Origin of the sequence: Komagataeibacter medellinensis NBRC 3288 (assembly GCF_000182745.2) — a bacterium.
Classification (GTDB): Bacteria; Pseudomonadota; Alphaproteobacteria; order Acetobacterales; family Acetobacteraceae; genus Komagataeibacter; species Komagataeibacter medellinensis.
Genome location: NC_016027.1, coordinates 845,302 through 866,067, shown reverse-complemented (window position 1 = coordinate 866,067; position 20,766 = coordinate 845,302). Strand labels below are relative to the sequence as shown.

Below are 20,766 nucleotides of genomic sequence, written 5' to 3'. Positions count from 1 at the left end.
AAAATGAACGACACGCCAAGCACCCCCCCCCAGACAGGCAGTGTCCAGCCCGGCGATGTGGACAGCATTCCCGATGTTCTGGAGCGTATCTGTGCCCGCACAAGGGTGGACGTGGCGCAGCGCGCGAAGGTCATGACACTGAAGGAGATCACGGCCCGCGCGCGTGAAGTCAACACGCCGCCGCGTGGCTTTGGCCAGGCGCTGAAGCAGAAGACGGCCGACCATCAGGTGGGCCTGATCGCGGAAATCAAGAAGGCGTCGCCTTCCGCCGGTATCCTGCGGCCCGATTACGAACCCACCGAGATCGCGCAGGAATACGAAAAGGCGGGGGCCGCGTGCCTGTCCGTCCTGACCGAGGGCTCGTGCTTCCATGGCTGCGCGGAAGACCTGACCCGCGTGCGTGAGGCCTGCCGCCTGCCGCTGTTGCGCAAGGACTTCATCATTGATCCGTGGCAGGTGCATGAAAGCCGCCTGATCGGCGCGGACTGCATCCTGCTCATCATGGCCATCCTGACCGATGCGGAAGCGGCCGAACTGCTGGATATTGCACGTGGGCTGGACATGGACGTGCTGGTGGAAGTGCATGACGAGACCGAACTCAACCGCGCGCTGGCGCTTGATACCTCGCTGATCGGTATCAACAACCGTAACCTGAAAACACTCCAGACCGATATCGAGACCACCTGCCGGCTGGCCCCTCTGGTGCCGCCGGACCGGATTATCGTGTCTGAAAGCGGCATCCGCACCCATGCCGACGTAATGAAGCTCAACGCTATTGGCGCTTCGGGCTTCCTGGTGGGGGAAAGTCTGCTGCGGCAGGAGGATGTGGGGGCAGCGGTACATGCGCTGCTGGGCACCACGCCGGGTGCCCCGGCTCCCGCCGCGCCATGACGGAGCCGCGTCTGTCACATCTGGATGGCGCGGGACATGCGGTGATGGTCGATGTCTCGGCCAAGCCCGATACGCGGCGCGAAGCAGTGGCGCACGGGCATATCAGCATGCGGGCCGAAACGCTGGCCCTGATCATGGCGGGGGAAATGCCCAAGGGCGACGTGCTGGCCACCGCCCGCATCGCGGGCATCATGGCGGCCAAGAAAACCGCTGACCTGATCCCGCTTTGCCACCCGCTGGCAATTTCATCGGTCAAGGTGGACCTGGTGCCCGATGCGGACCAGCGCGGCATCACCATTACCGCGCGCGTGCGCACCACCGGCCCCACGGGGGTGGAAATGGAGGCGCTGACCGCCGCATCGGTTGCGGCGCTGACGCTGTATGACATGTGCAAGGCGGTGGAGCGGGACATGGAAATCGGTCAGATTCATGTGATCCACAAATCCGGCGGGGCATCAGGCGCGTATAACCGTAATGCATGAACGTAATGGAAGGGTCATGAACCGGTCCTTCAAGCGTTAACGGTCGTGCCCGCCGCCCGGCACGGGGCAGGGTAAAGCAACATGAACCAAGGATGTTCGATGAGTAACGAGACAGATCCCGGCCTGTCCGGTGGCCATAACAGCCGGACCATGACCGAAGCCGACCTGAAGGAAGCCTATTACCAGATGGTCCTGATCCGCCGGTTCGAGGAACGCGCGGGCCAGCTTTACGGCATGGGGCTGATCGGTGGTTTCTGTCACCTGTATATCGGGCAGGAAGCGGTTGTGGTCGGGATCCAGATGGAACTCAAGCAGGGGGACAAGATCATCACCTCCTACCGTGACCATGGGCAGATGCTGGCCGCTGGCATGAGTGCCCGCGGTGTCATGGCCGAACTGACCGGGCGCGAGGGCGGGTATTCCCACGGCAAGGGGGGGTCGATGCACATGTTCTCCTCTGAAAAGCATTTCTATGGCGGGCACGGCATTGTAGGCGCGCAGGTCTCGCTGGGCATCGGGCTGGCATTCGCCAACAAATACCGTGGCACGGATGAGGTCTCGGTCACGTATTATGGCGAGGGCGCATCCAATCAGGGGCAGGTATACGAAAGCTTCAACCTGGCCGCCCTGCACAACCTACCCTGCCTGTTTGTGCTCGAAAACAACCGCTATGGCATGGGCACCAGCGTGGAGCGGGCCTCGGCTTCAAAGGCGCTGTGGCGCAATGGCGAGCCGTGGGGCATCCCCGGCCTGTATGTCGATGGCATGGATGTCGAGGCCGTGCGCGCCGCCGCAGCCGAAGCCGTGGCTCACTGCCGCGCGGGCAAGGGCCCGGTGCTGATGGAGGTGGACACCTACCGCTACCGTGGCCACTCCATGTCCGACCCGGCAAAATACCGCCAGCGCGCGGAAGTGGACGAGATCCGCAAGAACCATGACCCGATCGACCGCGTGCGTCGTGAACTGCTCGAACGCGGCGTGGCGGAAAGCGACCTGAAGGCGATGGATGACAAGGTGAAGGCTGTTGTCGTTGACGCGGCCGAGTTTGCCCAGACCAGTCCAGAGCCTGACCCTTCGGAGCTGTGGACGGACATTCTGGTAGAAAGCTGATTTAGAAATGGCAACAGAAATACTCATGCCTGCCCTGTCCCCCACCATGAAAGAGGGGAAGGTGGCGCACTGGCTGCGCAAGCCGGGTGATGCGATTGCAGCGGGCGACGTGATCGCGGAAATCGAGACCGACAAGGCCACGATGGAAGTCGAGGCCGTGGATGAAGGCATCATGGGTCGTATCCTGATCCCCGAGGGGACGGAGAACGTGGCGGTCAACACCCCCATTGCCGTGCTGCTGGCCGAAGGCGAGAGTGCGGATGCAGCCCCCGCAGCCCCCCCCACGGCCCCTGCGGCTGCCCCCCCGGTCGCCCCGCCATCGTGCGGGCCCACGCCCACGGCCCCCAGCACGCCAAAAGCCGCCGCGGCACCGGAAAAGGACTGGGGCGAGACCACCGAGATCACCGTGCGCGAAGCCCTGCGCGATGCCATGGCCGCCGAGCTTGCGCGTGATGAGGACGTGTTCCTGATTGGTGAGGAAGTGGCCGAATATCAGGGGGCCTACAAGGTCTCGCAGGGGTTGCTGGACCAGTTTGGCGCGAAGCGGGTGATTGATACCCCCATTACCGAACAGGGCTTTACCGGCATGGCCATCGGGGCCGCGCTGACCGGGCTTAAGCCGATTGTGGAGTTCATGACCATGAACTTCGCCATGCAGGCCATTGACCAGATCATCAATTCCGCCGCCAAGACGCGCTACATGTCGGGCGGGCAGATGTCGTGCCCCATCGTGTTCCGTGGCCCCAACGGTGCCGCCGCCCGCGTGGGGGCGCAGCATTCGCAGTGCTATGCCAGTTGGTACGGCCATGTGCCGGGGCTAAAGGTGGTGGCCCCATGGTCGGCAGCCGATGCCAAGGGCCTGCTGCGTGCCGCCATCCGTGACCCCAACCCGGTCATCTTCCTTGAAAACGAGATCCTGTACGGCCAGCGCTTTCCCTGCCCGGTGGATGAGGACTTCATCCTGCCGATTGGCAGGGCGAAAGTCGAGCGCGCGGGGGCGGACGTGACCATCGTCGCCTTCTCCATCATGGTGGGTGTAGCGCTGGAAGCGGCCAAGAAACTGGCGGAGCAGGGGGTTGATGTGGAAGTGATCAACCTGCGCACCATCCGCCCGCTGGATACCGAAACAGTGGTGGAAAGCGTGAAGAAGACCAGCCGCGTGGTGGTGGTGGAAGAAGGCTGGCCCTTTGCCGGTATTGGCGCGGAAGTGGCCATGCAGGTGATCGAGCACGCGTTTGACTACCTTGATGCCCCGCCGGTGCGTGTGGCGGGGGCGGACGTGCCCATGCCATTTGCCGCCAATCTTGAAAAGCTTGCCCTGCCCAATGTGGACTGGATCATCAATGCCGTCCGGCAGGTTGTGTGAGGGATTACGCGATGCCGATCAACATCCTGATGCCAGCGCTTTCCCCCACCATGAAGGAAGGCACGCTGGCACGCTGGCTCAAGGCGGAAGGTGACGCCATTGCAGCGGGCGACGTGATTGCGGAAATCGAGACCGACAAGGCCACGATGGAAGTCGAGGCCGTGGATGAAGGCGTGCTGGGCCGTATCCTGATTGGCGAGGGCACGGACGGGATTGCCGTCAACACCCCCATCGCCATACTGGTAGCCGAAGGGGAAAGCGTGCCCGACGCGCCTGCCGCCCCCGCAACCGCCCCGGCCATGGCGGCCCCGGCGCCCGTACCTGCGCAGGCCGTCCCGACCCCGCAGGCCCCTGCCGCATCAGCCGCACCTATGGCAAAGGGCGCACGCGTGTTTGCTTCCCCTCTTGCGCGCCGCATTGCAGCCCAGACGGGCATCGACCTTGCCACGCTCAGGGGCAGCGGCCCCAACGGGCGCATCGTGCGCCGTGATGTGGAGCAGGCGCGGCAGACCCCGGCCGCTACACCCGCTGCCACCGTGGCGCAGGCGGCCCCTGCCGCCGCTCCTGCTGCTCCTGCCGGTGCGGCATATGACAGTGTGCCGCATTCGGGCATGCGCAAGGTGATTGCGCGCCGCCTGACGGAAGCCAAGTCCACCATCCCGCATTTTTATGTGGAAATGGATGTGGAACTGGACGCGCTGCTGGCCCTGCGCAGCCAGCTTAATGCAGCCGCCCCTGATGAAGGGCCGGGTGCGTACAAGATCTCGGTCAATGACATGCTGGTCAAGGCGGCGGCGGTGACCCTGCGCCGCGTGCCGCAGGTCAATGTGTCCTATACCGATGATGCGGTGCTGGCGTATCATGATGTGGATATTTCTGTTGCCGTCTCCATCCCCGACGGGCTGATCACCCCCATCGTGCGCGCGGCCGACACCAAGGGCCTGCGCCAGATCAGCCTTGAGACACGCGACCTTGTGGCGCGCGCGCGGACAGGCAAGCTGAAGCCGGAGGAATTCCAGGGCGGCACCTTCTCCATCTCCAATATGGGGATGTATGGGGTCAAGGCGTTCTCCGCCATCCTCAACCCGCCACAGGCGGCCATCCTGGCCATTGCGGCGGGTGAGCGCAGGGCGGTGGTCAAGGGCAGCGAGATTGTCATTGCCACGGTCATGACGGTCACGCTTTCGGTCGATCACCGGGTGGTGGATGGGGCGCTGGCCGCACAGTGGCTTTCGGCCTTCCGTACGGTTGTTGAAAACCCGATGAGCCTTGTGGTCTGAGGAAACGATCCGAAATGAGCACCACGCAATTTGATGTCATTGTCATTGGTGGCGGCCCCGGCGGGTATGTGGCTGCCATCCGCGCGGCCCAGCTCAGGCTGAAGGTCGCGGTGGTGGAAGCCGCCCAGCTTGGCGGCATCTGCCTTAACTGGGGGTGCATCCCCACCAAGGCGCTGCTGCGCGCGTCCGAAATCAACCACATGCTGCACAACCTGGAGGAATTCGGGTTTGCAGCCGATAACGTGCGCTTTGACTTTGCCAAGGTGGTCAAGCGCTCGCGCAATGTTTCGGCCCAGCTTTCGGCCGGGGTTGCCCATCTGCTCAGGAAGCACAAGGTCACGGTCATCAACGGCTTTGGCAAGCTGGCGGGTACGCAGGGCGGGCAGCGCAAGGTGTCGGTCAGCACGGACGGCAAGGAAACCACGGTTCTCACCGCGCCCAACGTGATTGTGGCCACGGGTGCGCGCGCGCGCGTGCTGCCGGGACTGGAGCCGGACGGGAAGCTGGTCTGGTCCTACCGTGAGGCCATGGTGCCGACCGAACTGCCGCGCAGCCTGCTGGTGGTCGGCTCGGGCGCGATCGGGGTGGAGTTCGCCTCGTTCTACCGCAACATGGGTGCGGACGTGACTATTGTGGAAGTGGCCGAACGCATCCTGCCGGTGGAAGATGCCGAGATCAGCGCCTTCGCCCGCAAGGCGCTGGAAAAGCAGGGCATGAAGATACTGACTGGTGCCAGGCTGGGTACAATAAAGAAGGGCGATGACAGCGTAACCGTGGAGGTGACGGTGGGCGGCAAGGCCCAGCAGGTCACGGTGGCGCGTGTGATCTCGGCGGTGGGTATTGTCGGCAATGTCGAGAATATCGGCCTTGAGGGCACGGCCATCAAAGTGGACCGCACCCATATCACGGTCGATCCCTACTGCCGCACGGCGGAGAAGGGGGTGTTCGCCATTGGTGACATCGCAGCCCCCCCATGGCTTGCCCACAAGGCCAGCCATGAGGGCGTGATGGTGGCGGAACTGATTGTCGGGCGCAGCGTACACCCGATCAGCCCGCTCAACATTCCCGGCTGCACCTATTGCCGCCCGCAGGTGGCCTCGGTCGGCATGACGGAGGAAAAGGCGAAGGCCGCAGGCTACAAGCTGCGCGTCGGGCGCTTCCCCTTTATTGGCAACGGCAAGGCCATTGCGATGGGCGAGCCTGAGGGCATGGTCAAGACCATCTTCGATGACGCCACGGGTGAACTGCTGGGTGCGCATATGGTTGGCCCCGAAGTGACCGAGATGATCCAGGGCTACGTCATTGCCCGCACGGGGGAACTGACCGATGCGGAACTGAAGGAAACCGTGTTCCCGCACCCCACCATATCGGAAACCATGCATGAAGCCGTGCTGGCGGCATATGACGGTGCCCTGCATATCTGATTGATAAAAAAGGATAAAAGTTTTTGGTGAAGCTTTTTTCAAAGAGCTTCGAATAACACTGCCTTTTTGCAAAAAAACGGCATCCAGAAACTTTTTTCACCCTGCCGCCGCATTTTGCGGGTGGGGCAGGCGATCACGGCGCTGATCGTGCGCTTGTGATCGTCTGCTGCCCCATAGCCCGCAAGAATGCTTGACGTTGTGGGGCAGGCGTTACACTTCTGGTCCACCAGCCTGCCAGATGGGATGTTCATGCTATGTCCGTGCGTTTGACGATCGACCACCGCAAAAAGACGGATGCCGCCCTGCGGCACCCCGAAAAGGCGCACCGGCCCGACAACCCCATTGCCCGCAAGCCCGAGTGGATCCGCGTGCGCGCCCCCAATCACCCCACCTATCACGAGACGCGCAAGCTCATGCGCGACAACAACCTGGTAACGGTGTGCGAGGAAGCGGCCTGCCCCAATATTGGCGAATGCTGGTCCCAGCGCCACGCCACCATGATGATCATGGGCGAGATCTGTACCCGCGCCTGCGCGTTCTGCAATGTCACCACCGGCATGCCGCATGCGCTCGATGCGGATGAACCGGGACGCGTGGCCGATGCGGTGGCGCGGCTGGGGCTGCGGCATGTGGTCATTACCTCGGTGGACCGCGACGACCTGCCCGATGGCGGGGCGCACCACTTCGCGCGCGTGATCGGGGCGATCCGTAACAGCGCGCCCGATACCACGATCGAGATCCTGACCCCAGACTTCCTGCGCAAGCCCGGCGCGCTGGAAGTGGTGGTGCGCGCGCGCCCCGATGTGTTCAATCATAACCTTGAAACCGTGCCCCGGCTGTACACCACCATCCGTCCCGGCGCGCGGTATTACCAGTCCATGCGGCTGCTGGATGATGTGAAAAGGCTGGATCCCTCCATCTTCACGAAATCGGGATTGATGCTTGGACTGGGCGAGGAACGGCCCGAAATACAGCAGGTCATGGATGACCTGCGGATTGCGGATGTTGATTTCATCACGCTGGGGCAATATCTCCAGCCCACGGTCAAGCATGCTGCGGTGGCCCGGTTCGTGACACCGGAGGAATTTGCCGATTACGCGGGCATGGCCCGGGTAAAAGGGTTCCTGCAGGTCAGTTCCTCGCCGCTTACGCGGTCATCGTACCATGCGGATTCTGATTTTGCGGAGCTGCGCGCCGCACGCGAACAACGCCTGCAAGCTGAGCGTGGCGCAATGGAGATTATGTGATGCCCACCCATGCCGAACGTCGGCTTATCGCCTATTCCCCCAGCCAGCTTTTTGAGCTGGTGGCCGACGTTGGGAAATACCCCCAGTTCCTGCCGTGGTGCACGGCTGCGCGCGTGCGCACGCGCACGGCGACCGAACTGGTAGCGGATCTGACCATCGGCTTTGGCCCCTTCCGCGAGACATTCACCAGCCGCGTGCTGCTTGAAGCGCCAGCCACAATCCGGGTCAGTTATGAAAAGGGACCGTTCCGCTACCTGAACAACGTCTGGACCTTCACGCCCGAACCGCGTGGGTGCCAGGTTGATTTCTTTGTGGATTTCGAGTTCCGCTCCCGCCTGCTGCAGGCCGCGATCGGGGTGGTGTTTAACGAGGCGGTGCGCCTTATGGTTTCCGCCTTCATCCGCCGCGCGCGTGACATATACGGCCCCCCTCCCACGCCTGCCGCCCCCGTGCCGCCGTCCGTGGGCAGCACGGCCAAGGCCGGCAGCGTCTGAGCGCCGCATCAAACCGGACAGAAGGATTCCGTCATGACCAAACGCCTGCTTTCCACCATGCTGGGCGGTGCCCTGCTGTGCACCACACTGCCCGCCATGGCGGCTCCCGCACCCCATCACGCGGCCCGTGCCCACAAGGCGGAATCCAGCACCGATACCCAGACGGATGATCTGAACGCGCAGAGCCTGCGGAAAGCGCGGGCGGCACTACCAGCCTCCACCACGGCTACACAGAGCAGCCCGGTGGCACCCGCATCCGCTGCCCCGGTCGCTGCGGGCGGGGCAGGGCTGGGGGGCGCCGGTCGCGCCGCGCGCCATGCCGTACAGGCATCTGGTACGGGTGAGACGGCCGGCACCATACCCGTGCCGCGTACGCCGTCTGCTGATGGTGCAGGTTACTAAGAGAGTGTTTGAAAACAAATCATTGATAAGAAATAAGAAAAGTTCCTGGGTGCCGCCTTTTTTCAAAAAGGCGGCGTCTTCTGAAGCTTTTTGGAAAAAGCCTCACCAAAAAATTTTATAATTTCAGGATATTATTGAGCCTGACTTTCAAACAGCCTCCAAGAGCATTTTCATTCCGCCGCCAGCCGTCCCGCGTAATCGAGCAGTAGCGTCAGCGCGGTGCGCACGGCCTGGGTGCGGACATCCCACCGCTCCCCCGCAAAGATGTGGGAGACCGTCTCCACATTGCCGCCACCGGCCACGGCAAACCATACCAGCCCTACTGGCTTGCCCGCCACCGCGCCGCCGGGGCCGGCTATGCCGGTAATGGCAACGGCCAGGTTGGCATCGGGCGCACGCCCCAGCGCGCCCTGCGCCATGGAGGCCGCCACTTCCCGGCTGACCGCGCCATGACGCTCCAGAAGCATTGCGGGCACGCCCAGCGCGTTGGCTTTCATGGCGTTGGAATAGGTGACAAAGCCGCCCGTCACCACATCGGATGCCCCCGAGGCTTCGGTCAGGGCGGCGGCCAGCAGGCCACCGGTGCAGCTTTCCGCGGTGACAATACGGCACCCCGCCGCGCGGAAGCGGGCCAGTGCATCGGGTATGCGGGCAAGAAGAGTATGTGGCAGCATGTGACGGGTCTCCGTTTCAGGCGGTCATAACGCTTCAGGCAAGGGCATGGATGCCTGCCAGTATGGCACCAGCCATCAGCCCCGCCACAATATCATCTCCCATTATGCCCAGCGCATCATGCCTGCGGTCAAACCAGCCCACCGGACCGGGTTTGGTAATATCGAACAGGCGGAACAGGACAAAGGCCAGCAACAGCCACAGTCCATCCGCCCAGCGCAGGGCGTGCAGCGGCAGGGGGGCAAGTGGGAACATGGCCAGCCACATGCCCGCCACCTCATCAATCACGATCCAGCCGTGGTCATCCCCGTCCGAGACGACGGTCGTGGCCTGATACCCCACGGTAGTGCACACCAGAATGGCCATCGCCATCCAGATCCAGTGCCCCAGCAGCGGCACCCCCACCACTAGGGCGGCAAGCGAGCCCATCGTGCCCGGCGCGTACGGGGCCAGTCCACAGCCGCCAAAGGTCGCGACCAGCCGGGCGGTGTCGCGCCGCATCAGCCCTGTCCCAGCGCGGGGTCGGTGGCCTGGTAGATGGCCATGTTCTCCTCCACCCGTTCAACGTAATTGCGGGTCTCGCCATAAGGAATGCTCTCGATCCAGTCCAGCATGGCATCGGGGACGGGGGTGTCGCGCGCGGGGTTGCCCAGAGTCTGCAACCATGTGTCGGTACGGTGCGGCCCGGCATTGTAGGCGGCGGCCACATAGGGCACGCTACCGCCCATGCGCTGGGCTATGTCAGCCAGAAAGGCAGCACCCAGCCGCATGTTCAACTGCGGGTCGGTCAGGGACTGGGCGTTGACCTGTGTTGCGGGCAGCCCGGCCTTGCGCGCCACCTCGCGCGCGGTGGGCACCAGCAGTTGCATCAGCCCCACCGCATGGGCGGGACTGACAACGGAGGCGTCAAACCCGCTTTCCTGCCGGGCTACCGCCAGTTCCACATCGGCCGGCAGGGTGGATGTGGGGGGCGTATAGGTGCGCGGCCAGCCTTCATGCACCAGTGTCAGCCCGTCGCGCCCGGCCAGGCGGGCGATCATCACGGCGGCATCGGGTATGTCCAGCCGCGTGGCCATGCGGGCGGCGAGTACATGGTCAATGGTGCTGGTGCCCTGTGCATCGAGTGCCATGATGAAGTCACGCGCATGCCGCCGGTCGCCCCACGCAACCAGGATTTCGGCCGCGCGCGCCAGGTCGGTGGTGTCAAAGCGCACGGAATCGGCAACGCTGGGGGTGGGTTCGCTCTGGCGTAGCAGGTAGGCACGGATATGGCGGCCCGCCTGATCGGGCACCAGAAGCTGGTTCGTGGTATTGCCGCCCAGCCATGCGATGGCCATCTGGCCATAGAAGGTATTGGCAAGGTCCGCGGCCTGCTCCCACTGCGCGTGGGCGGCGCCGTGGTGGCCTGTGGCCTCCAGCGCGCGACCGGCCCAGAATAACCCCCGGCTGCGGGTAATGACCGGCACCGCCTGCGCCAGCGGGGTGAAATCGGCCAGCGCGTGCGCCCCGTCATGCAGGTATTCCAGCCGGATCCAGCCGGTCAGGAACAGGGCATCGTAATGGTTGGCGGCACCGATGTCCGCGCTGTCATTGGCCACGAACAGGGCATCGGCCGTGCGGTGGGCCAGCAGCAGGTCGCGTGCCAGCCCGTCACGCTCGCGCCAGAACTGGGCGGCAATGGCGGGGGCCTGCTGGCGCTCCGTCTGCGCCCCGCCCGTGCGCCACAGGGCCAGTGCATCATCCAGCCGCTGCGCGTGGTGCAGCCAGCGCAGGTGGTCCAGCACAAGGGCCGCATCGGCCTGCTGTTCGGGCGGCACGGCGGCCAGCAGCATTTCCGCCTGCGCGTCGTTGCGGCGCAGCGCCAGCCGTGCACGGGCCACGACCTGCTGGGCGGGCGAGAGCAGGGGCACCTGGCGGGTTGCCGCATCGACCCTGCCCGCGCGTTCCTGCCGGTCAAAGCGCTGCCAGTGGTCCTGTGGTGTCAGGATCGTGCCAAAGCCCGCCAGCAGGGCCTGGGATTCGGCTGGGGTGTCGGCGCGCCCGATCCATGCCGCGCGCGCCTGCCCGTCCAGCCCAGGGGGGCGCGGGGTGGAGGTGGCGCAGCGCAGCAGGGCGTGCACGTCGGTCAGGGGTAGGGCAGGGGTGTTGCACAGGCGGGTCGCCGCCGTGCTGTCCGGTTCGGTCGCAAGGGCTTGCTGGAAGCGGGCGAGCAGGAGCGCACGCTGCGGCCAGGACGGGTTTTCGCCCAGGAAGGTCGCGTATTCATCCGTACTGCCCCCGGCGGGCGAGAGCAGGCGCAGGTACACCAGCAGCCGGGCGGCAACCGGGTCATCATCGGCATTGCCTGTTGCGGCCTGCCGGGGGGTGGGCCAGCCCGCATCCACGGGGGTGGCGGGCGGCTGTGCCGGGGCAGGGCGGGCAACCAGTGCTGTCAGCGCCACGGCGGCCACCATGGCGGGGCGCGCGAAGGGAGACATCAGGCTCCCCCCCCAACATGGGTCCAGACCTCGCCCCCGCCCTTGACGATCAGTTCGATCGCAACCGCCAGCACCACTAGTAGCCCGACCCATGAAATCCAGCGATACCGTTCCAGCAGCCGCGCAATGAGCGAGGCCGCCACCGCCATCAGCACCACCGAGACCGCAAGCCCCGCCACCAGCACGCCAATATGCTCGCCCGCCGCCCCCGCCACGGCCAGCACGTTATCAAGGCTCATGGACAGGTCGGCCACGATAATGCGGATGATGGCGTTGCGTAGCGAACCCGGCGCGGGTGTGCCCTCCGCATCCGGCGCGCTGCCGCGCAGTTCACGGTACATCCGCCAGCAGACCCACAAAAGCAGCAGCCCGCCCGCCAGCGTCAGCCCGATGATGGCCAGCAGCCTGACCGCCACCAGCGCCAGGCAGATGCGGATGACCGCCGCCCCCAGCACGCCGCACAGGATTGCGACTCGTCGCGGCTTGGGCGGCAGGTTGCGCACTGCCATGCCCACCACAATGGCGTTGTCACCCGCCAGGGTCACGTCGATCAGCACGACCTGGGCCAGGGCGTACAGGGCTGAAGGGGAAAGGAAGGCGGACATGGGCGGGGCGGGCTCCTGGCTTGCGGCCCGGATGGGGCTACGGTTTCACAACCGTTTATGGGGCCGGTGGCATAAAACATGCAATCACCCCAGTTATGACAGATGATGTATGCAGGATTGGGCGCGCGTGCGCGAATATACAGGGAGACGCCGCCACCAGAATTGGCTAGGAAGGCGGCCACACATCTGATCTTACGTCATTGCCGCAAGGAAATCCCATACCATGGTACCGCGCTATACCCGCCCTGTCATGGCCGCCATCTGGTCGCCCGAGAACCGTTACCGCATCTGGTTCGAGATCGAGGCGCTGGCCTGCGAGGCCATGGCGGAATATGGCGCGATTCCCAAGGACGCGGCAAAGACCATCCGCGAGAAGGGCGATGCCGCGATGGCCGCCTTCTCGCAGGCCGACCTTGACCGCATTGACGAGATCGAGGCCGAAACCCGCCACGACGTGATCGCCTTCCTGACGTGGCTTGCCGAAAAGGTCGGCCCCGACAGCCGTTTCGTACACCTGGGCATGACCTCGTCCGATGTGCTGGACACCTGCCTGTCGGTGCAGATGGTGCAGGCGACCGATCTGCTGCTGGAAGACCTTGATGCCGTGCTGGCCGCACTCAGGCGCCGCGCGTTCGAGCACAAGCACACCCTGACCATCGGCCGCAGCCACGCGATCCATGCCGAGCCGACCTCGTTTGGCCTGAAAATCGCAGGGCATTATGCCGAGTTCGCCCGCAACCGCGCGCGCCTGCTCCGCGCGCGTGAGGAGATTGCGGTCTGCGCCATCTCGGGCGCCGTGGGCACCTATGCCCATATCGACCCGCGCGTTGAGGAATACGTGGCGGCGAAGCTGGGCCTCAAGCCAGAGGATGTCTCGACCCAGGTCATTCCGCGTGACCGGCATGCGGCGTATTTCTGTGCGCTGGCGGTGATTGCCAGCGGCATCGAGCGGCTGGCCACCGAAGTGCGCCACCTGCAGCGTTCAGAAGTGCGTGAGGCGGAGGAGTTCTTCCACAAGGGGCAGAAAGGCTCCTCGGCCATGCCGCACAAGCGCAACCCCGTGCTGTCGGAAAACCTGACGGGCCTTGCCCGCCTTGTCCGCTCGCACGTCATCCCCGCGCTGGAAAACGTGGCGCTGTGGCACGAGCGCGACATCAGCCATTCCTCTGTCGAGCGCAATATCTGCCCCGATGGCACCATCGGTCTGGACTTCGCGCTCATGCGCCTTGCGGGTATGATGGAAAAGCTGGTGGTCTATCCCGAGCAGATGCAGGCCAATATCGAGAGCCTGGGCGGTGTCGTGCATTCGGGCGAGGTGCTGCTGGCCCTTGCGCGCGCGGGCATCCTGCGGGAGGATGCGTACCGTATCGTCCAGCGCAACGCCATGGCCACATGGACCCGGCTGGGCAAGCCCGACGGGAAGACCTTCCGCGAGAACCTGGAGGCCGACCCCGAAGTGGCGGGCCGGGTGCCGCCCGAGGTGCTGGACGCCGCCATGGACAGCGCATCCCACCTGCGGATGCTCGACCACACATTCACCCGCGTGTTTGGTGAGGCCGGCCCCGCACGCGGTTGACCGGGCACCGTCGCGGTACGGACAACAGCAGGATATCAAGGCGTGTGTACAGTCGTCATCTCCCACGATCCGGCTCAGGACTGGCCGCTGCTCATGGCGGCCAACCGTGACGAGCGCCTTGACCGCCCCTGGTTGCCGCCGGGGCGACACTGGAGTGCCCATCCCGGCATTGTAGGCGGGCAGGACCAGGTGGCCGGTGGTTCGTGGCTTACGCTGAACGATGCGGGCGTGGTCGCGGGCATCATGAACCGCGTGGGCAGCCTTGGTCCCATGCCGGGCAAGAACTCACGCGGGGCGCTGCCGCTGCTGGCGGGGCAGTTTGATACCGCGCGGGCGGCGGTGGATCATATCGCCACTATTGATGCGGGTGCGTGGCGGTCGTTCAATATGATCGTGGCCGACCGGGTGGATGCCTTCTTCATCCGTGGCCCCGGCTACGGCCAGCCGCAGGTCGAGGCGCTGCCGCCCGGCGTGCACATGATCGCCACCACCGACCCCGATGACATGGCCATGCCGCGCATCCACCGCCACCTGCCGCGCTTCCGTGCGGCCGCGCGCCCCGTGCCGCCGCAATGGGCGGCATGGACCATGCTTCTGGCCGACCGGTCGCTGCCCGCGGGCAGCGAGATCAACATCCCGCCGCGCTCGGGCTTTGGCACATGCAGTTCATCGGCTATCGGGGTGGCGGGCGATAACCGCCATTCATGGTTTTTTGCCGCCGGTGCGCCGGACCGGGTGGGCTACCAGCCCATCGACCTGAATGCTTCCGCCGCGCAGGCAGGGTAAAATGGTATCTTCCCGCCGGGAACGCTGCTATGGCATGCGCATCATCCGGGATCATGCCAGCAGCATATCCTACAGATCAGGGGAGGGGCCGCTCCCGGCCCGTTCCCGCAGCGTTATGTGAAGGACGAGTATGGGCCGCCGCCGCCAGCTTTACGAAGGAAAAGCCAAGATCCTTTTCGAGGGGCCCGAGCCGGGCACCCTCGTGCAGTATTTCAAGGATGACGCCAGCGCCGGCAACGGCGCGAAAAAGGGCATCATCACCGGCAAGGGGGTGCTGAACAACCGTATCAGCGAACACCTGATGCTGCGGCTGCACGATATTGGGATTCCCACCCATTTCATCCGCCGGCTCAACATGCGTGAGCAGCTGATCCGCGAAGTGGAGATCATCCCGCTTGAAGTCGTGGTGCGCAACGTGGCGGCAGGCAGCCTGTCCAAGCGGCTGGGCATCCAGGAAGGCACGCGCCTGCCGCGCCCGATCATCGAGTTCTATTACAAGAATGACGCCCTGAATGACCCGATGGTAAGCGAGGAGCACATCACCGCTTTCGGCTGGGCCTGCCCGCATGACATGGAAGACATCGTGGCGCTGAGCATGCGCATCAACGATTTCCTGTGCGGCCTGTTCATGGGCATCGGCATCATTCTTGTCGATTTCAAGCTGGAATTCGGCCGCCTGTTCGAGGGCGACAACATGCGCATCGTTCTGGCTGATGAAATCTCTCCCGATAACTGCCGCCTGTGGGATGCCAAGACCAGCGAGAAGCTGGACAAGGACCGTTTCCGCAAGGACATGGGCAGGGTTGAAGAAGCATACCAGGAAGTCGCGATGCGTCTGGGCATCCTGCCCGAGGCCACGAATTCCGACATGAAGGGACCGGAGGTAATGCAATGAAGGTGCGTGTGACCGTCATGCTGAAGGAAGGCGTGCTCGACCCGCAGGGAAAGGCGGTGGAACACGCCCTGCATGTTCTGGATTTCAAAAACGTGGGCGAAGTCCGCATCGGGCGTGTGATCGAGCTTGAGGTGAACGAGACCGACCGCGAACGCGCCCGCGCGCAGGCCGATGCCATGGCGCGCGCGCTGCTGGCCAACCTTGTGATCGAGGACTTCGTGACGGAGGTCGTTGGATGAAGATCGCCCGCCTTCTTGCCCTTGGCTGCGTGCTGGCCGCGGGCCTGCCCGCAACCCATGCCTCCGCCCAGCGCGTCTCGCGCATGACGGGCGAACAGCTTGGCACGCTGTGCACCAAGCCTGCTGGCACCGGTATTTGTGATTCCTATATCTCCGGCGTGGCCGATGCCGGTGCGCTCGACCACCTGTTCGTGCGCAATGCGGAGAAGGATGCCAAGGATGTCGCGGCCTTCTGCATAACCCCGGAAACCCCCACGGCGGACATGCGCACCAAGGTGGTTGGCTGGATGAAGGCCCACCGTGAAGGGCTGTCCCGCCCGGCGGGCGAGGTCGTGTTTACCGCACTGCATGAATCCTATCCCTGCGGCGGCGGCAAATGAAGGCGGCGATTGTAGTTTTCCCCGGTACCAACCGCGAGCGTGACATGGCCATCGCCCTGCGTGGCGTGACCGGCCACGCCCCCGCCATGGTCTGGCACCGCGAGGACGCACTGCCCGCGGGCACCGACCTTGTGGTGCTGCCCGGCGGCTTCAGCTATGGCGATTACCTGCGTTGTGGCGCGATGGCCGCCCATGCGCCGATCATGGCGGCAATCCGTGAATTTGCCGCGCAGGGCGGGTATATCCTTGGCGTGTGCAATGGCTTTCAGATCCTGACCGAAGCACAGCTTCTGCCCGGTGCACTCCTGCGCAACGCATCGCTGCGCTTCCTGTCACAGGACTGCTTTTTGCGCGTGGAACGTGATGGCACCGCCTTTACGCGGCACTGGGCGAAGGGCGACGTGTTCCGCACCCCCATGGCGCATGGCGATGGCAACTACATTGCGGCGGCCGAGACCATCCGCATGCTTGAAGATACCGGCCGCGTGGCCTTCCGCTACGTGTCGGAATCGGGGCATCTGGATGCGGGGGATGCGCGGCTCAACCCCAATGGGTCGATGAATGCCATTGCCGGTGTGTTCAGCGAGAACCTGCGTATATGCGGGATGATGCCCCACCCGGAGGATCTGGTTGATCCGCTGATGGGGGGTGAGGATGGCAAACCCCTGTTTACGGGGCTGGTGGAGGCTGTGGTCGGATGAGTGCAAAGTTATCCCGCCCCGTTGACGCGGAACTGGCGCGCGAATTCGGCCTGACGGCGGAAGAATACGGCAATGTCCTGTCGATTATGGGCCGCACGCCCACGTTTACGGAACTGGGTATCTTCTCGGTCATGTGGTCGGAGCACTGCTCGTACAAATCATCGCGCGCGTATCTGAAAACCCTGCCCACCACCGCCTCATGGGTGATCCATGGCCCCGGCGAGAACGCGGGCGTGGTCGATATCGGGCAGGGGCTGGCCGCCATCTTCAAGATGGAAAGCCATAACCACCCGTCCTTCATCGAACCCTATCAGGGTGCGGCGACCGGTGTGGGCGGCATCCTGCGCGATGTGTTTACCATGGGGGCGCGGCCTGTCGCCAACCTCAACGCCCTGCGTTTTGGCGACCCCAACAACCCGCAGACGCGCCGCATCGTTGATGGCGTGGTGCGCGGCGTGGGTGGCTACGGCAACTGTGTGGGCGTGCCCACCGTGGGGGGCGAGGTCAATTTCCACCCCGCCTATGATGGTAACCCGCTGGTCAACGCCATGACGGTGGGCGTGGCACGGCAGGACCGCATCTTCCTGTCTGCTGCCGCGGGTATTGGCAATCCGGTGATCTATGTCGGCTCCAAGACCGGGCGTGACGGCATTCACGGGGCCACCATGTCCTCGGCGGAGTTTGATGAAGATGCACTGGCCAAGCGCCCGACCGTGCAGGTCGGAGACCCGTTTGTTGAAAAGCTGCTGATCGAGGCCTGCCTGGAACTGATGGCAACCGATGCCATCGTAGCCATTCAGGACATGGGGGCGGCGGGGCTTACGTCTTCTTCCGTTGAAATGGCGGGCAAGGGCGGTGTTGGCATCGACCTTGACCTTGATAACGTGCCCCAGCGCGAACGCGGCATGACGGCGTATGAAATGATGCTGTCCGAAAGCCAGGAGCGCATGCTGATCGTGCTGCGCCCCGACCGCACCGAGCAGGCGCGCGCCATCTTTGAAAAATGGGAACTGGATTTTGCCGTGATCGGGCATCTGACCGATACCGGCAACATCGTGATCCGCCACAGGGGCGAAGTCGAGGCCGACATCCCGCTTGCGCCGCTGGCTGACCAGGCCCCGGTCTATCACCGCCCCACGGCTCCGGCACGCAAGCCGCAGCCGATGGAGCCGATCATTGACCCGGTGGGCACCGAACAGGCGCTGCTGCGGCTGATCGGCTGCCCGGACCTTGCTTCCCGCGCATGGGTGTACAACCAGTACGACAGCACGGTGGGCGGCCAGACGGTGCGCCGACCGGGCGCGGCCGATGCTGCGATCGTAAAGGTTGAGGATACGCAGATCGGCCTGGCGCTGACCACTGACTGCACGCCGCGCTACTGCCGCGCGGATGCGAAGCTGGGTGGCGCGCAGGCCGTGGCGGAAGCATGGCGCAATATTACCGCAACCGGCGCCCGCCCGCTGGCGGTAACGGACAACCTGAACTTCGGCTCGCCTGAAAAGCCGGAAGTGATGGGCCAGTTCGTCGATGCCATCGCCGGTATGGGGGAGGCGTGTCGTGCGCTCGACTTCCCGGTCGTAAGCGGGAATGTCTCGCTGTATAACGAAACGCGCGCACCCGATGGCACGTCGCAGTCCATCCTGCCCACACCCGCCATTGGCGGGCTGGGTGTGCTGGAGGACGTGAATAAGGCAGTCGGGCTGGAAATGCCCGAAGGCTGTGATGTCATGCTGCTGGGCGAGACGAAGGGCCAGCTTGGCCAGTCGATCTGGCTGCGTGAGATCCTTGGCGGGCAGGACGGCGCGCCGCCTGAACTCGACCTTGCCGCCGAGCGGCGCAATGGCGATTTCGTGCGCGGGCTGATCCTTGATGGTACGGTCATTGCCTGCCACGACGTGGCTGATGGCGGCGTGCTGGTGGCGGTGGCCGAGATGGTCATGGCAGGGCAGGCGGGCTGCGTGCTGGACGCACCGCAGTCCGGCATGCGGCCTGAAGCCTTCTGGTTTGGCGAGGACCAGTCGCGTTACATCGTGGCGGTGCGTGATGGCGCGGGCCTTGCCACGCTGGCGCAAAAAGCTGGTGTGCCATGCCGCAGGCTGGGCCATTCGGGGGGCGGGGGTTTGACATTGCCCAACGGGTCCACAATATCCAAGGCACGTCTGTGCGCGGTGCATTCCGAATTCTTTCCGCGACTGATGGACCGATAGGGCAGGAGCTTCAGACCAAAATGGCAATGACGGCACAGGAAATCGAAACCTACATCCGCGAAGCCCTGCCGGATGCGAAGATCGAGATCGACGATCTGGCGGGCGATGGCGACCACTATGCCTGCCGCGTGGTGAGCGAGGCCTTCCGGGGCCTGCCGCGCGTAAGGCAGCACCAGATGGTCTACAACGCGCTGCAGGGGCATATGGGCGGCAAGCTGCACGCCCTTGCGCTCCAGACCCAGACGCCCGACTGATCCCGCGCAGGCCGCGACCCTTACCCCCAGAGCAGGAAACACAATCCATGGCTGAAACAGTTGCACAGCGCATCCAGGCGCAGATCGATTCCAACCCCGTCATGCTGTATATGAAGGGTGATGCAAACTTCCCGCAGTGCGGCTTCTCCGCGCGCGTGGTGCAGGTGCTCAAGCACCTTGGCGTGCCGTTTGCGACCGACAACGTGCTGGCTGATCCCGAGATTCGTCAGGGTATCAAGGACTTCTCGAACTGGCCTACGGTGCCCCAGCTTTACATCAAGGGCGAGTTCATTGGCGGCTGCGATATCGTGACCGAAATGTACCAGACCGGCGAGTTGCAGAAGCTGCTGTCAGAAAAAGGCATCGTGACCGCAGACGCCTGATATTACAGGCCCGTCATGACGTAACGGAGCGGGTGGAACAGGTATGTTCCGCCCGTTTTCCGTTTTGCATGCAACATCACTTGCGCGCGCGTTATAGTTTGGCCTAGTTTGCTGTAGCTTTTGAAAACAGGGGGCCTGATGCGCTACAGTGACTTGCGTTTTGCTACGATAATGCTGCTTGGCGCAGGTCTTGCAGGAAGCATGGCAACCCCCGCCCATGCCCGTACCCACCCCGTGACCGACATGGAAGCCGACCGTCTGACACTGAGCGCGCTGACGGCAGTGCCGCCGCCGCCGGTCCGCCATGCCAGCTACCAGCGCCGTACGGTGGGCCATGGCCGTGCGGTTCCGGTGGTGCTGGCATCAAGCCACGGTTCCGCCGCCCATACCCGGCATACAATGGTGCATACCATTGTCTATCACCCCCATGGCACGGCCGTTCACCACATTCATCCCGTATCCAGTCGTCACCGTACCTGAGCAGGCACCCGACCTGCTTTTCAGTTCTGTCTGAAGGCGTCGGGTATCCACCGGATTACATTGCCCGGCAGCACCACGCATACATCCATCCGCATGCGGTCATGAACCCAGTGCGGGTTGGTCGCGCACAGATATGCTGCGGCATTCATGATGCGGCTGGCCTGTAGCGGTCGGATGGCCTCGCCCGCTGCCAGCAGGGATGGGCGGGCCTTGACTTCTACAAAGATCAGACAGCCTTCCTTCAGCGCCACCACATCTACTTCGCCCCAGCGCGTGCGCGCCCGGTGAGCGAGCACCTGCCACCCCTGTATCCGCAGCCGTGCCATGGCCGCCTGTTCGGCCGCCATGCCGATGGCATGGGCGCGCCCGCCACGGCGGGATCGGCTGCGATCGGGAGCCGTCAACAGGGTTGTCC

At 64.3% G+C, this 20,766-nt stretch carries 24 protein-coding genes; 19 read left to right on the top strand and 5 right to left on the bottom strand.

Going from position 1 to position 20,766, the window contains the following annotated elements:
• Positions 1-3: 3 nt before the first annotated feature.
• The 9 genes from trpC to GLX_RS03915 all read left to right on the top strand — a co-directional run bounded on the left by trpC (position 4) and on the right by GLX_RS03915 (position 8,696).
• A complete protein-coding gene (gene trpC, locus GLX_RS03960) occupies positions 4-891 on the top strand; it encodes an indole-3-glycerol phosphate synthase TrpC (RefSeq protein ID WP_014104740.1) in 888 nt (295 codons plus the stop codon).
• The gene (gene moaC / locus GLX_RS03955) at positions 888-1,373 is read left to right on the top strand and encodes a cyclic pyranopterin monophosphate synthase MoaC (protein ID WP_014104739.1); all 486 of its coding nucleotides are present in this window, start codon (positions 888-890) and stop codon (positions 1,371-1,373) included. The genes trpC and moaC overlap by 4 nt, the downstream gene beginning before the upstream one ends.
• A gap of 150 nt (positions 1,374-1,523) precedes the next feature.
• Positions 1,524-2,483 (top strand): pyruvate dehydrogenase (acetyl-transferring) E1 component subunit alpha, encoded by a 960-nt coding sequence (pdhA, locus tag GLX_RS03950; protein WP_228391502.1) that lies wholly within the window; start codon positions 1,524-1,526, stop codon positions 2,481-2,483.
• A 7-nt stretch (positions 2,484-2,490) separates the two neighbouring features.
• Positions 2,491-3,849, top strand: coding sequence for a pyruvate dehydrogenase complex E1 component subunit beta (locus tag GLX_RS03945; RefSeq protein ID WP_014104737.1), 1,359 nt, complete (start codon positions 2,491-2,493; stop codon positions 3,847-3,849).
• A gap of 11 nt (positions 3,850-3,860) precedes the next feature.
• Complete coding sequence (locus GLX_RS03940) at positions 3,861-5,129, top strand: pyruvate dehydrogenase complex dihydrolipoamide acetyltransferase (protein WP_014104736.1); 1,269 nt, start codon at positions 3,861-3,863, stop codon at positions 5,127-5,129.
• Between the two features lie 14 nt (positions 5,130-5,143).
• Positions 5,144-6,553, top strand: coding sequence for a dihydrolipoyl dehydrogenase (gene lpdA, locus GLX_RS03935; protein WP_014104735.1), 1,410 nt, complete (start codon positions 5,144-5,146; stop codon positions 6,551-6,553).
• 254 nt (positions 6,554-6,807) lie between these two features.
• Complete coding sequence (gene lipA / locus GLX_RS03925; protein WP_014104734.1) at positions 6,808-7,800, top strand: lipoyl synthase; 993 nt, start codon at positions 6,808-6,810, stop codon at positions 7,798-7,800.
• Positions 7,800-8,294 (top strand): type II toxin-antitoxin system RatA family toxin, encoded by a 495-nt coding sequence (locus GLX_RS03920; protein ID WP_014104733.1) that lies wholly within the window; start codon positions 7,800-7,802, stop codon positions 8,292-8,294. Before lipA ends, GLX_RS03920 begins: the two co-directional genes overlap by 1 nt.
• A gap of 33 nt (positions 8,295-8,327) precedes the next feature.
• Positions 8,328-8,696, top strand: coding sequence for a hypothetical protein (locus GLX_RS03915; RefSeq protein WP_014104732.1), 369 nt, complete (start codon positions 8,328-8,330; stop codon positions 8,694-8,696).
• Between the two features lie 170 nt (positions 8,697-8,866).
• Here the strand turns inward: GLX_RS03915 and GLX_RS03910 are convergent, their stop codons facing one another.
• Genes GLX_RS03910 through GLX_RS03895 form a run of 4 tightly spaced genes read right to left on the bottom strand, consistent with a single transcriptional unit; the run spans position 8,867 to position 12,450 of the window.
• Positions 8,867-9,370, bottom strand: coding sequence for a CinA family protein (locus GLX_RS03910; RefSeq protein WP_014104731.1), 504 nt, complete (start codon positions 9,368-9,370; stop codon positions 8,867-8,869).
• A 34-nt stretch (positions 9,371-9,404) separates the two neighbouring features.
• Entirely contained in the window at positions 9,405-9,869 is a 465-nt protein-coding gene (locus GLX_RS03905) for a phosphatidylglycerophosphatase A family protein (RefSeq protein WP_014104730.1), read from the bottom strand.
• On the bottom strand, positions 9,869-11,845 hold the full coding sequence (locus tag GLX_RS03900) for a lytic transglycosylase domain-containing protein (protein WP_014104729.1): 1,977 nt from the start codon (positions 11,843-11,845) through the stop codon (positions 9,869-9,871). Before GLX_RS03900 ends, GLX_RS03905 begins: the two co-directional genes overlap by 1 nt.
• Positions 11,845-12,450 (bottom strand): YjbE family putative metal transport protein, encoded by a 606-nt coding sequence (locus GLX_RS03895; protein WP_014104728.1) that lies wholly within the window; start codon positions 12,448-12,450, stop codon positions 11,845-11,847. The genes GLX_RS03900 and GLX_RS03895 overlap by 1 nt, the downstream gene beginning before the upstream one ends.
• Before the next feature lie 223 nt (positions 12,451-12,673).
• Between GLX_RS03895 and purB the strand changes: the two genes are divergently transcribed.
• The 10 genes from purB to GLX_RS03845 all read left to right on the top strand — a co-directional run bounded on the left by purB (position 12,674) and on the right by GLX_RS03845 (position 20,351).
• A complete protein-coding gene (gene purB, locus GLX_RS03890; protein ID WP_014104727.1) occupies positions 12,674-14,026 on the top strand; it encodes an adenylosuccinate lyase in 1,353 nt (450 codons plus the stop codon).
• Between the two features lie 42 nt (positions 14,027-14,068).
• A complete protein-coding gene (locus GLX_RS03885; protein ID WP_014104726.1) occupies positions 14,069-14,812 on the top strand; it encodes an NRDE family protein in 744 nt (247 codons plus the stop codon).
• Between the two features lie 130 nt (positions 14,813-14,942).
• Positions 14,943-15,707 (top strand): phosphoribosylaminoimidazolesuccinocarboxamide synthase, encoded by a 765-nt coding sequence (purC, locus tag GLX_RS03880; protein ID WP_014104725.1) that lies wholly within the window; start codon positions 14,943-14,945, stop codon positions 15,705-15,707.
• A complete protein-coding gene (gene purS, locus GLX_RS03875) occupies positions 15,704-15,946 on the top strand; it encodes a phosphoribosylformylglycinamidine synthase subunit PurS (protein ID WP_014104724.1) in 243 nt (80 codons plus the stop codon). The genes purC and purS overlap by 4 nt, the downstream gene beginning before the upstream one ends.
• Entirely contained in the window at positions 15,943-16,326 is a 384-nt protein-coding gene (locus GLX_RS03870; RefSeq protein WP_014104723.1) for a Rap1a/Tai family immunity protein, read from the top strand. Before purS ends, GLX_RS03870 begins: the two co-directional genes overlap by 4 nt.
• On the top strand, positions 16,323-17,027 hold the full coding sequence (gene purQ, locus GLX_RS03865; RefSeq protein ID WP_014104722.1) for a phosphoribosylformylglycinamidine synthase subunit PurQ: 705 nt from the start codon (positions 16,323-16,325) through the stop codon (positions 17,025-17,027). The genes GLX_RS03870 and purQ overlap by 4 nt, the downstream gene beginning before the upstream one ends.
• Positions 17,024-19,234 (top strand): phosphoribosylformylglycinamidine synthase subunit PurL, encoded by a 2,211-nt coding sequence (gene purL / locus GLX_RS03860; RefSeq protein ID WP_014104721.1) that lies wholly within the window; start codon positions 17,024-17,026, stop codon positions 19,232-19,234. The genes purQ and purL overlap by 4 nt, the downstream gene beginning before the upstream one ends.
• A 20-nt stretch (positions 19,235-19,254) precedes the next feature.
• Positions 19,255-19,488 (top strand): BolA family protein, encoded by a 234-nt coding sequence (locus GLX_RS03855; protein ID WP_014104720.1) that lies wholly within the window; start codon positions 19,255-19,257, stop codon positions 19,486-19,488.
• 47 nt (positions 19,489-19,535) lie between these two features.
• Positions 19,536-19,871 (top strand): Grx4 family monothiol glutaredoxin, encoded by a 336-nt coding sequence (gene grxD / locus GLX_RS03850; protein WP_014104719.1) that lies wholly within the window; start codon positions 19,536-19,538, stop codon positions 19,869-19,871.
• A 138-nt stretch (positions 19,872-20,009) separates the two neighbouring features.
• Entirely contained in the window at positions 20,010-20,351 is a 342-nt protein-coding gene (locus tag GLX_RS03845; RefSeq protein WP_014104718.1) for a hypothetical protein, read from the top strand.
• Between the two features lie 20 nt (positions 20,352-20,371).
• Here GLX_RS03845 and GLX_RS03840 read toward each other — a convergent pair whose 3' ends face one another.
• On the bottom strand, positions 20,372-20,755 hold the full coding sequence (locus tag GLX_RS03840; RefSeq protein ID WP_231850401.1) for a YraN family protein: 384 nt from the start codon (positions 20,753-20,755) through the stop codon (positions 20,372-20,374).
• Positions 20,756-20,766: the final 11 nt, after the last annotated feature.

What these genes read in the sequence shown, in the direction of transcription:
- trpC (WP_014104740.1), top strand. Translation starts at nt 4, where the DNA reads ATGAACGACACGCCAAGCACCCCCCCCCAGACAGGCAGTGTCCAGCCC.
- moaC (WP_014104739.1), top strand. Translation starts at nt 888, where the DNA reads ATGACGGAGCCGCGTCTGTCACATCTGGATGGCGCGGGACATGCGGTG.
- pdhA (WP_228391502.1), top strand. Translation starts at nt 1,524, where the DNA reads ATGACCGAAGCCGACCTGAAGGAAGCCTATTACCAGATGGTCCTGATC.
- GLX_RS03945 (WP_014104737.1), top strand. Translation starts at nt 2,491, where the DNA reads ATGGCAACAGAAATACTCATGCCTGCCCTGTCCCCCACCATGAAAGAG.
- GLX_RS03940 (WP_014104736.1), top strand. Translation starts at nt 3,861, where the DNA reads ATGCCGATCAACATCCTGATGCCAGCGCTTTCCCCCACCATGAAGGAA.
- lpdA (WP_014104735.1), top strand. Translation starts at nt 5,144, where the DNA reads ATGAGCACCACGCAATTTGATGTCATTGTCATTGGTGGCGGCCCCGGC.
- lipA (WP_014104734.1), top strand. Translation starts at nt 6,808, where the DNA reads ATGTCCGTGCGTTTGACGATCGACCACCGCAAAAAGACGGATGCCGCC.
- GLX_RS03920 (WP_014104733.1), top strand. Translation starts at nt 7,800, where the DNA reads ATGCCCACCCATGCCGAACGTCGGCTTATCGCCTATTCCCCCAGCCAG.
- GLX_RS03915 (WP_014104732.1), top strand. Translation starts at nt 8,328, where the DNA reads ATGACCAAACGCCTGCTTTCCACCATGCTGGGCGGTGCCCTGCTGTGC.
- GLX_RS03910 (WP_014104731.1), bottom strand. Translation starts at nt 9,370, where the DNA reads ATGCTGCCACATACTCTTCTTGCCCGCATACCCGATGCACTGGCCCGC.
- GLX_RS03905 (WP_014104730.1), bottom strand. Translation starts at nt 9,869, where the DNA reads ATGCGGCGCGACACCGCCCGGCTGGTCGCGACCTTTGGCGGCTGTGGA.
- GLX_RS03900 (WP_014104729.1), bottom strand. Translation starts at nt 11,845, where the DNA reads ATGTCTCCCTTCGCGCGCCCCGCCATGGTGGCCGCCGTGGCGCTGACA.
- GLX_RS03895 (WP_014104728.1), bottom strand. Translation starts at nt 12,450, where the DNA reads ATGTCCGCCTTCCTTTCCCCTTCAGCCCTGTACGCCCTGGCCCAGGTC.
- purB (WP_014104727.1), top strand. Translation starts at nt 12,674, where the DNA reads ATGGTACCGCGCTATACCCGCCCTGTCATGGCCGCCATCTGGTCGCCC.
- purC (WP_014104725.1), top strand. Translation starts at nt 14,943, where the DNA reads ATGGGCCGCCGCCGCCAGCTTTACGAAGGAAAAGCCAAGATCCTTTTC.
- purS (WP_014104724.1), top strand. Translation starts at nt 15,704, where the DNA reads ATGAAGGTGCGTGTGACCGTCATGCTGAAGGAAGGCGTGCTCGACCCG.
- GLX_RS03870 (WP_014104723.1), top strand. Translation starts at nt 15,943, where the DNA reads ATGAAGATCGCCCGCCTTCTTGCCCTTGGCTGCGTGCTGGCCGCGGGC.
- purQ (WP_014104722.1), top strand. Translation starts at nt 16,323, where the DNA reads ATGAAGGCGGCGATTGTAGTTTTCCCCGGTACCAACCGCGAGCGTGAC.
- purL (WP_014104721.1), top strand. Translation starts at nt 17,024, where the DNA reads ATGAGTGCAAAGTTATCCCGCCCCGTTGACGCGGAACTGGCGCGCGAA.
- GLX_RS03855 (WP_014104720.1), top strand. Translation starts at nt 19,255, where the DNA reads ATGGCAATGACGGCACAGGAAATCGAAACCTACATCCGCGAAGCCCTG.
- grxD (WP_014104719.1), top strand. Translation starts at nt 19,536, where the DNA reads ATGGCTGAAACAGTTGCACAGCGCATCCAGGCGCAGATCGATTCCAAC.
- GLX_RS03845 (WP_014104718.1), top strand. Translation starts at nt 20,010, where the DNA reads ATGCGCTACAGTGACTTGCGTTTTGCTACGATAATGCTGCTTGGCGCA.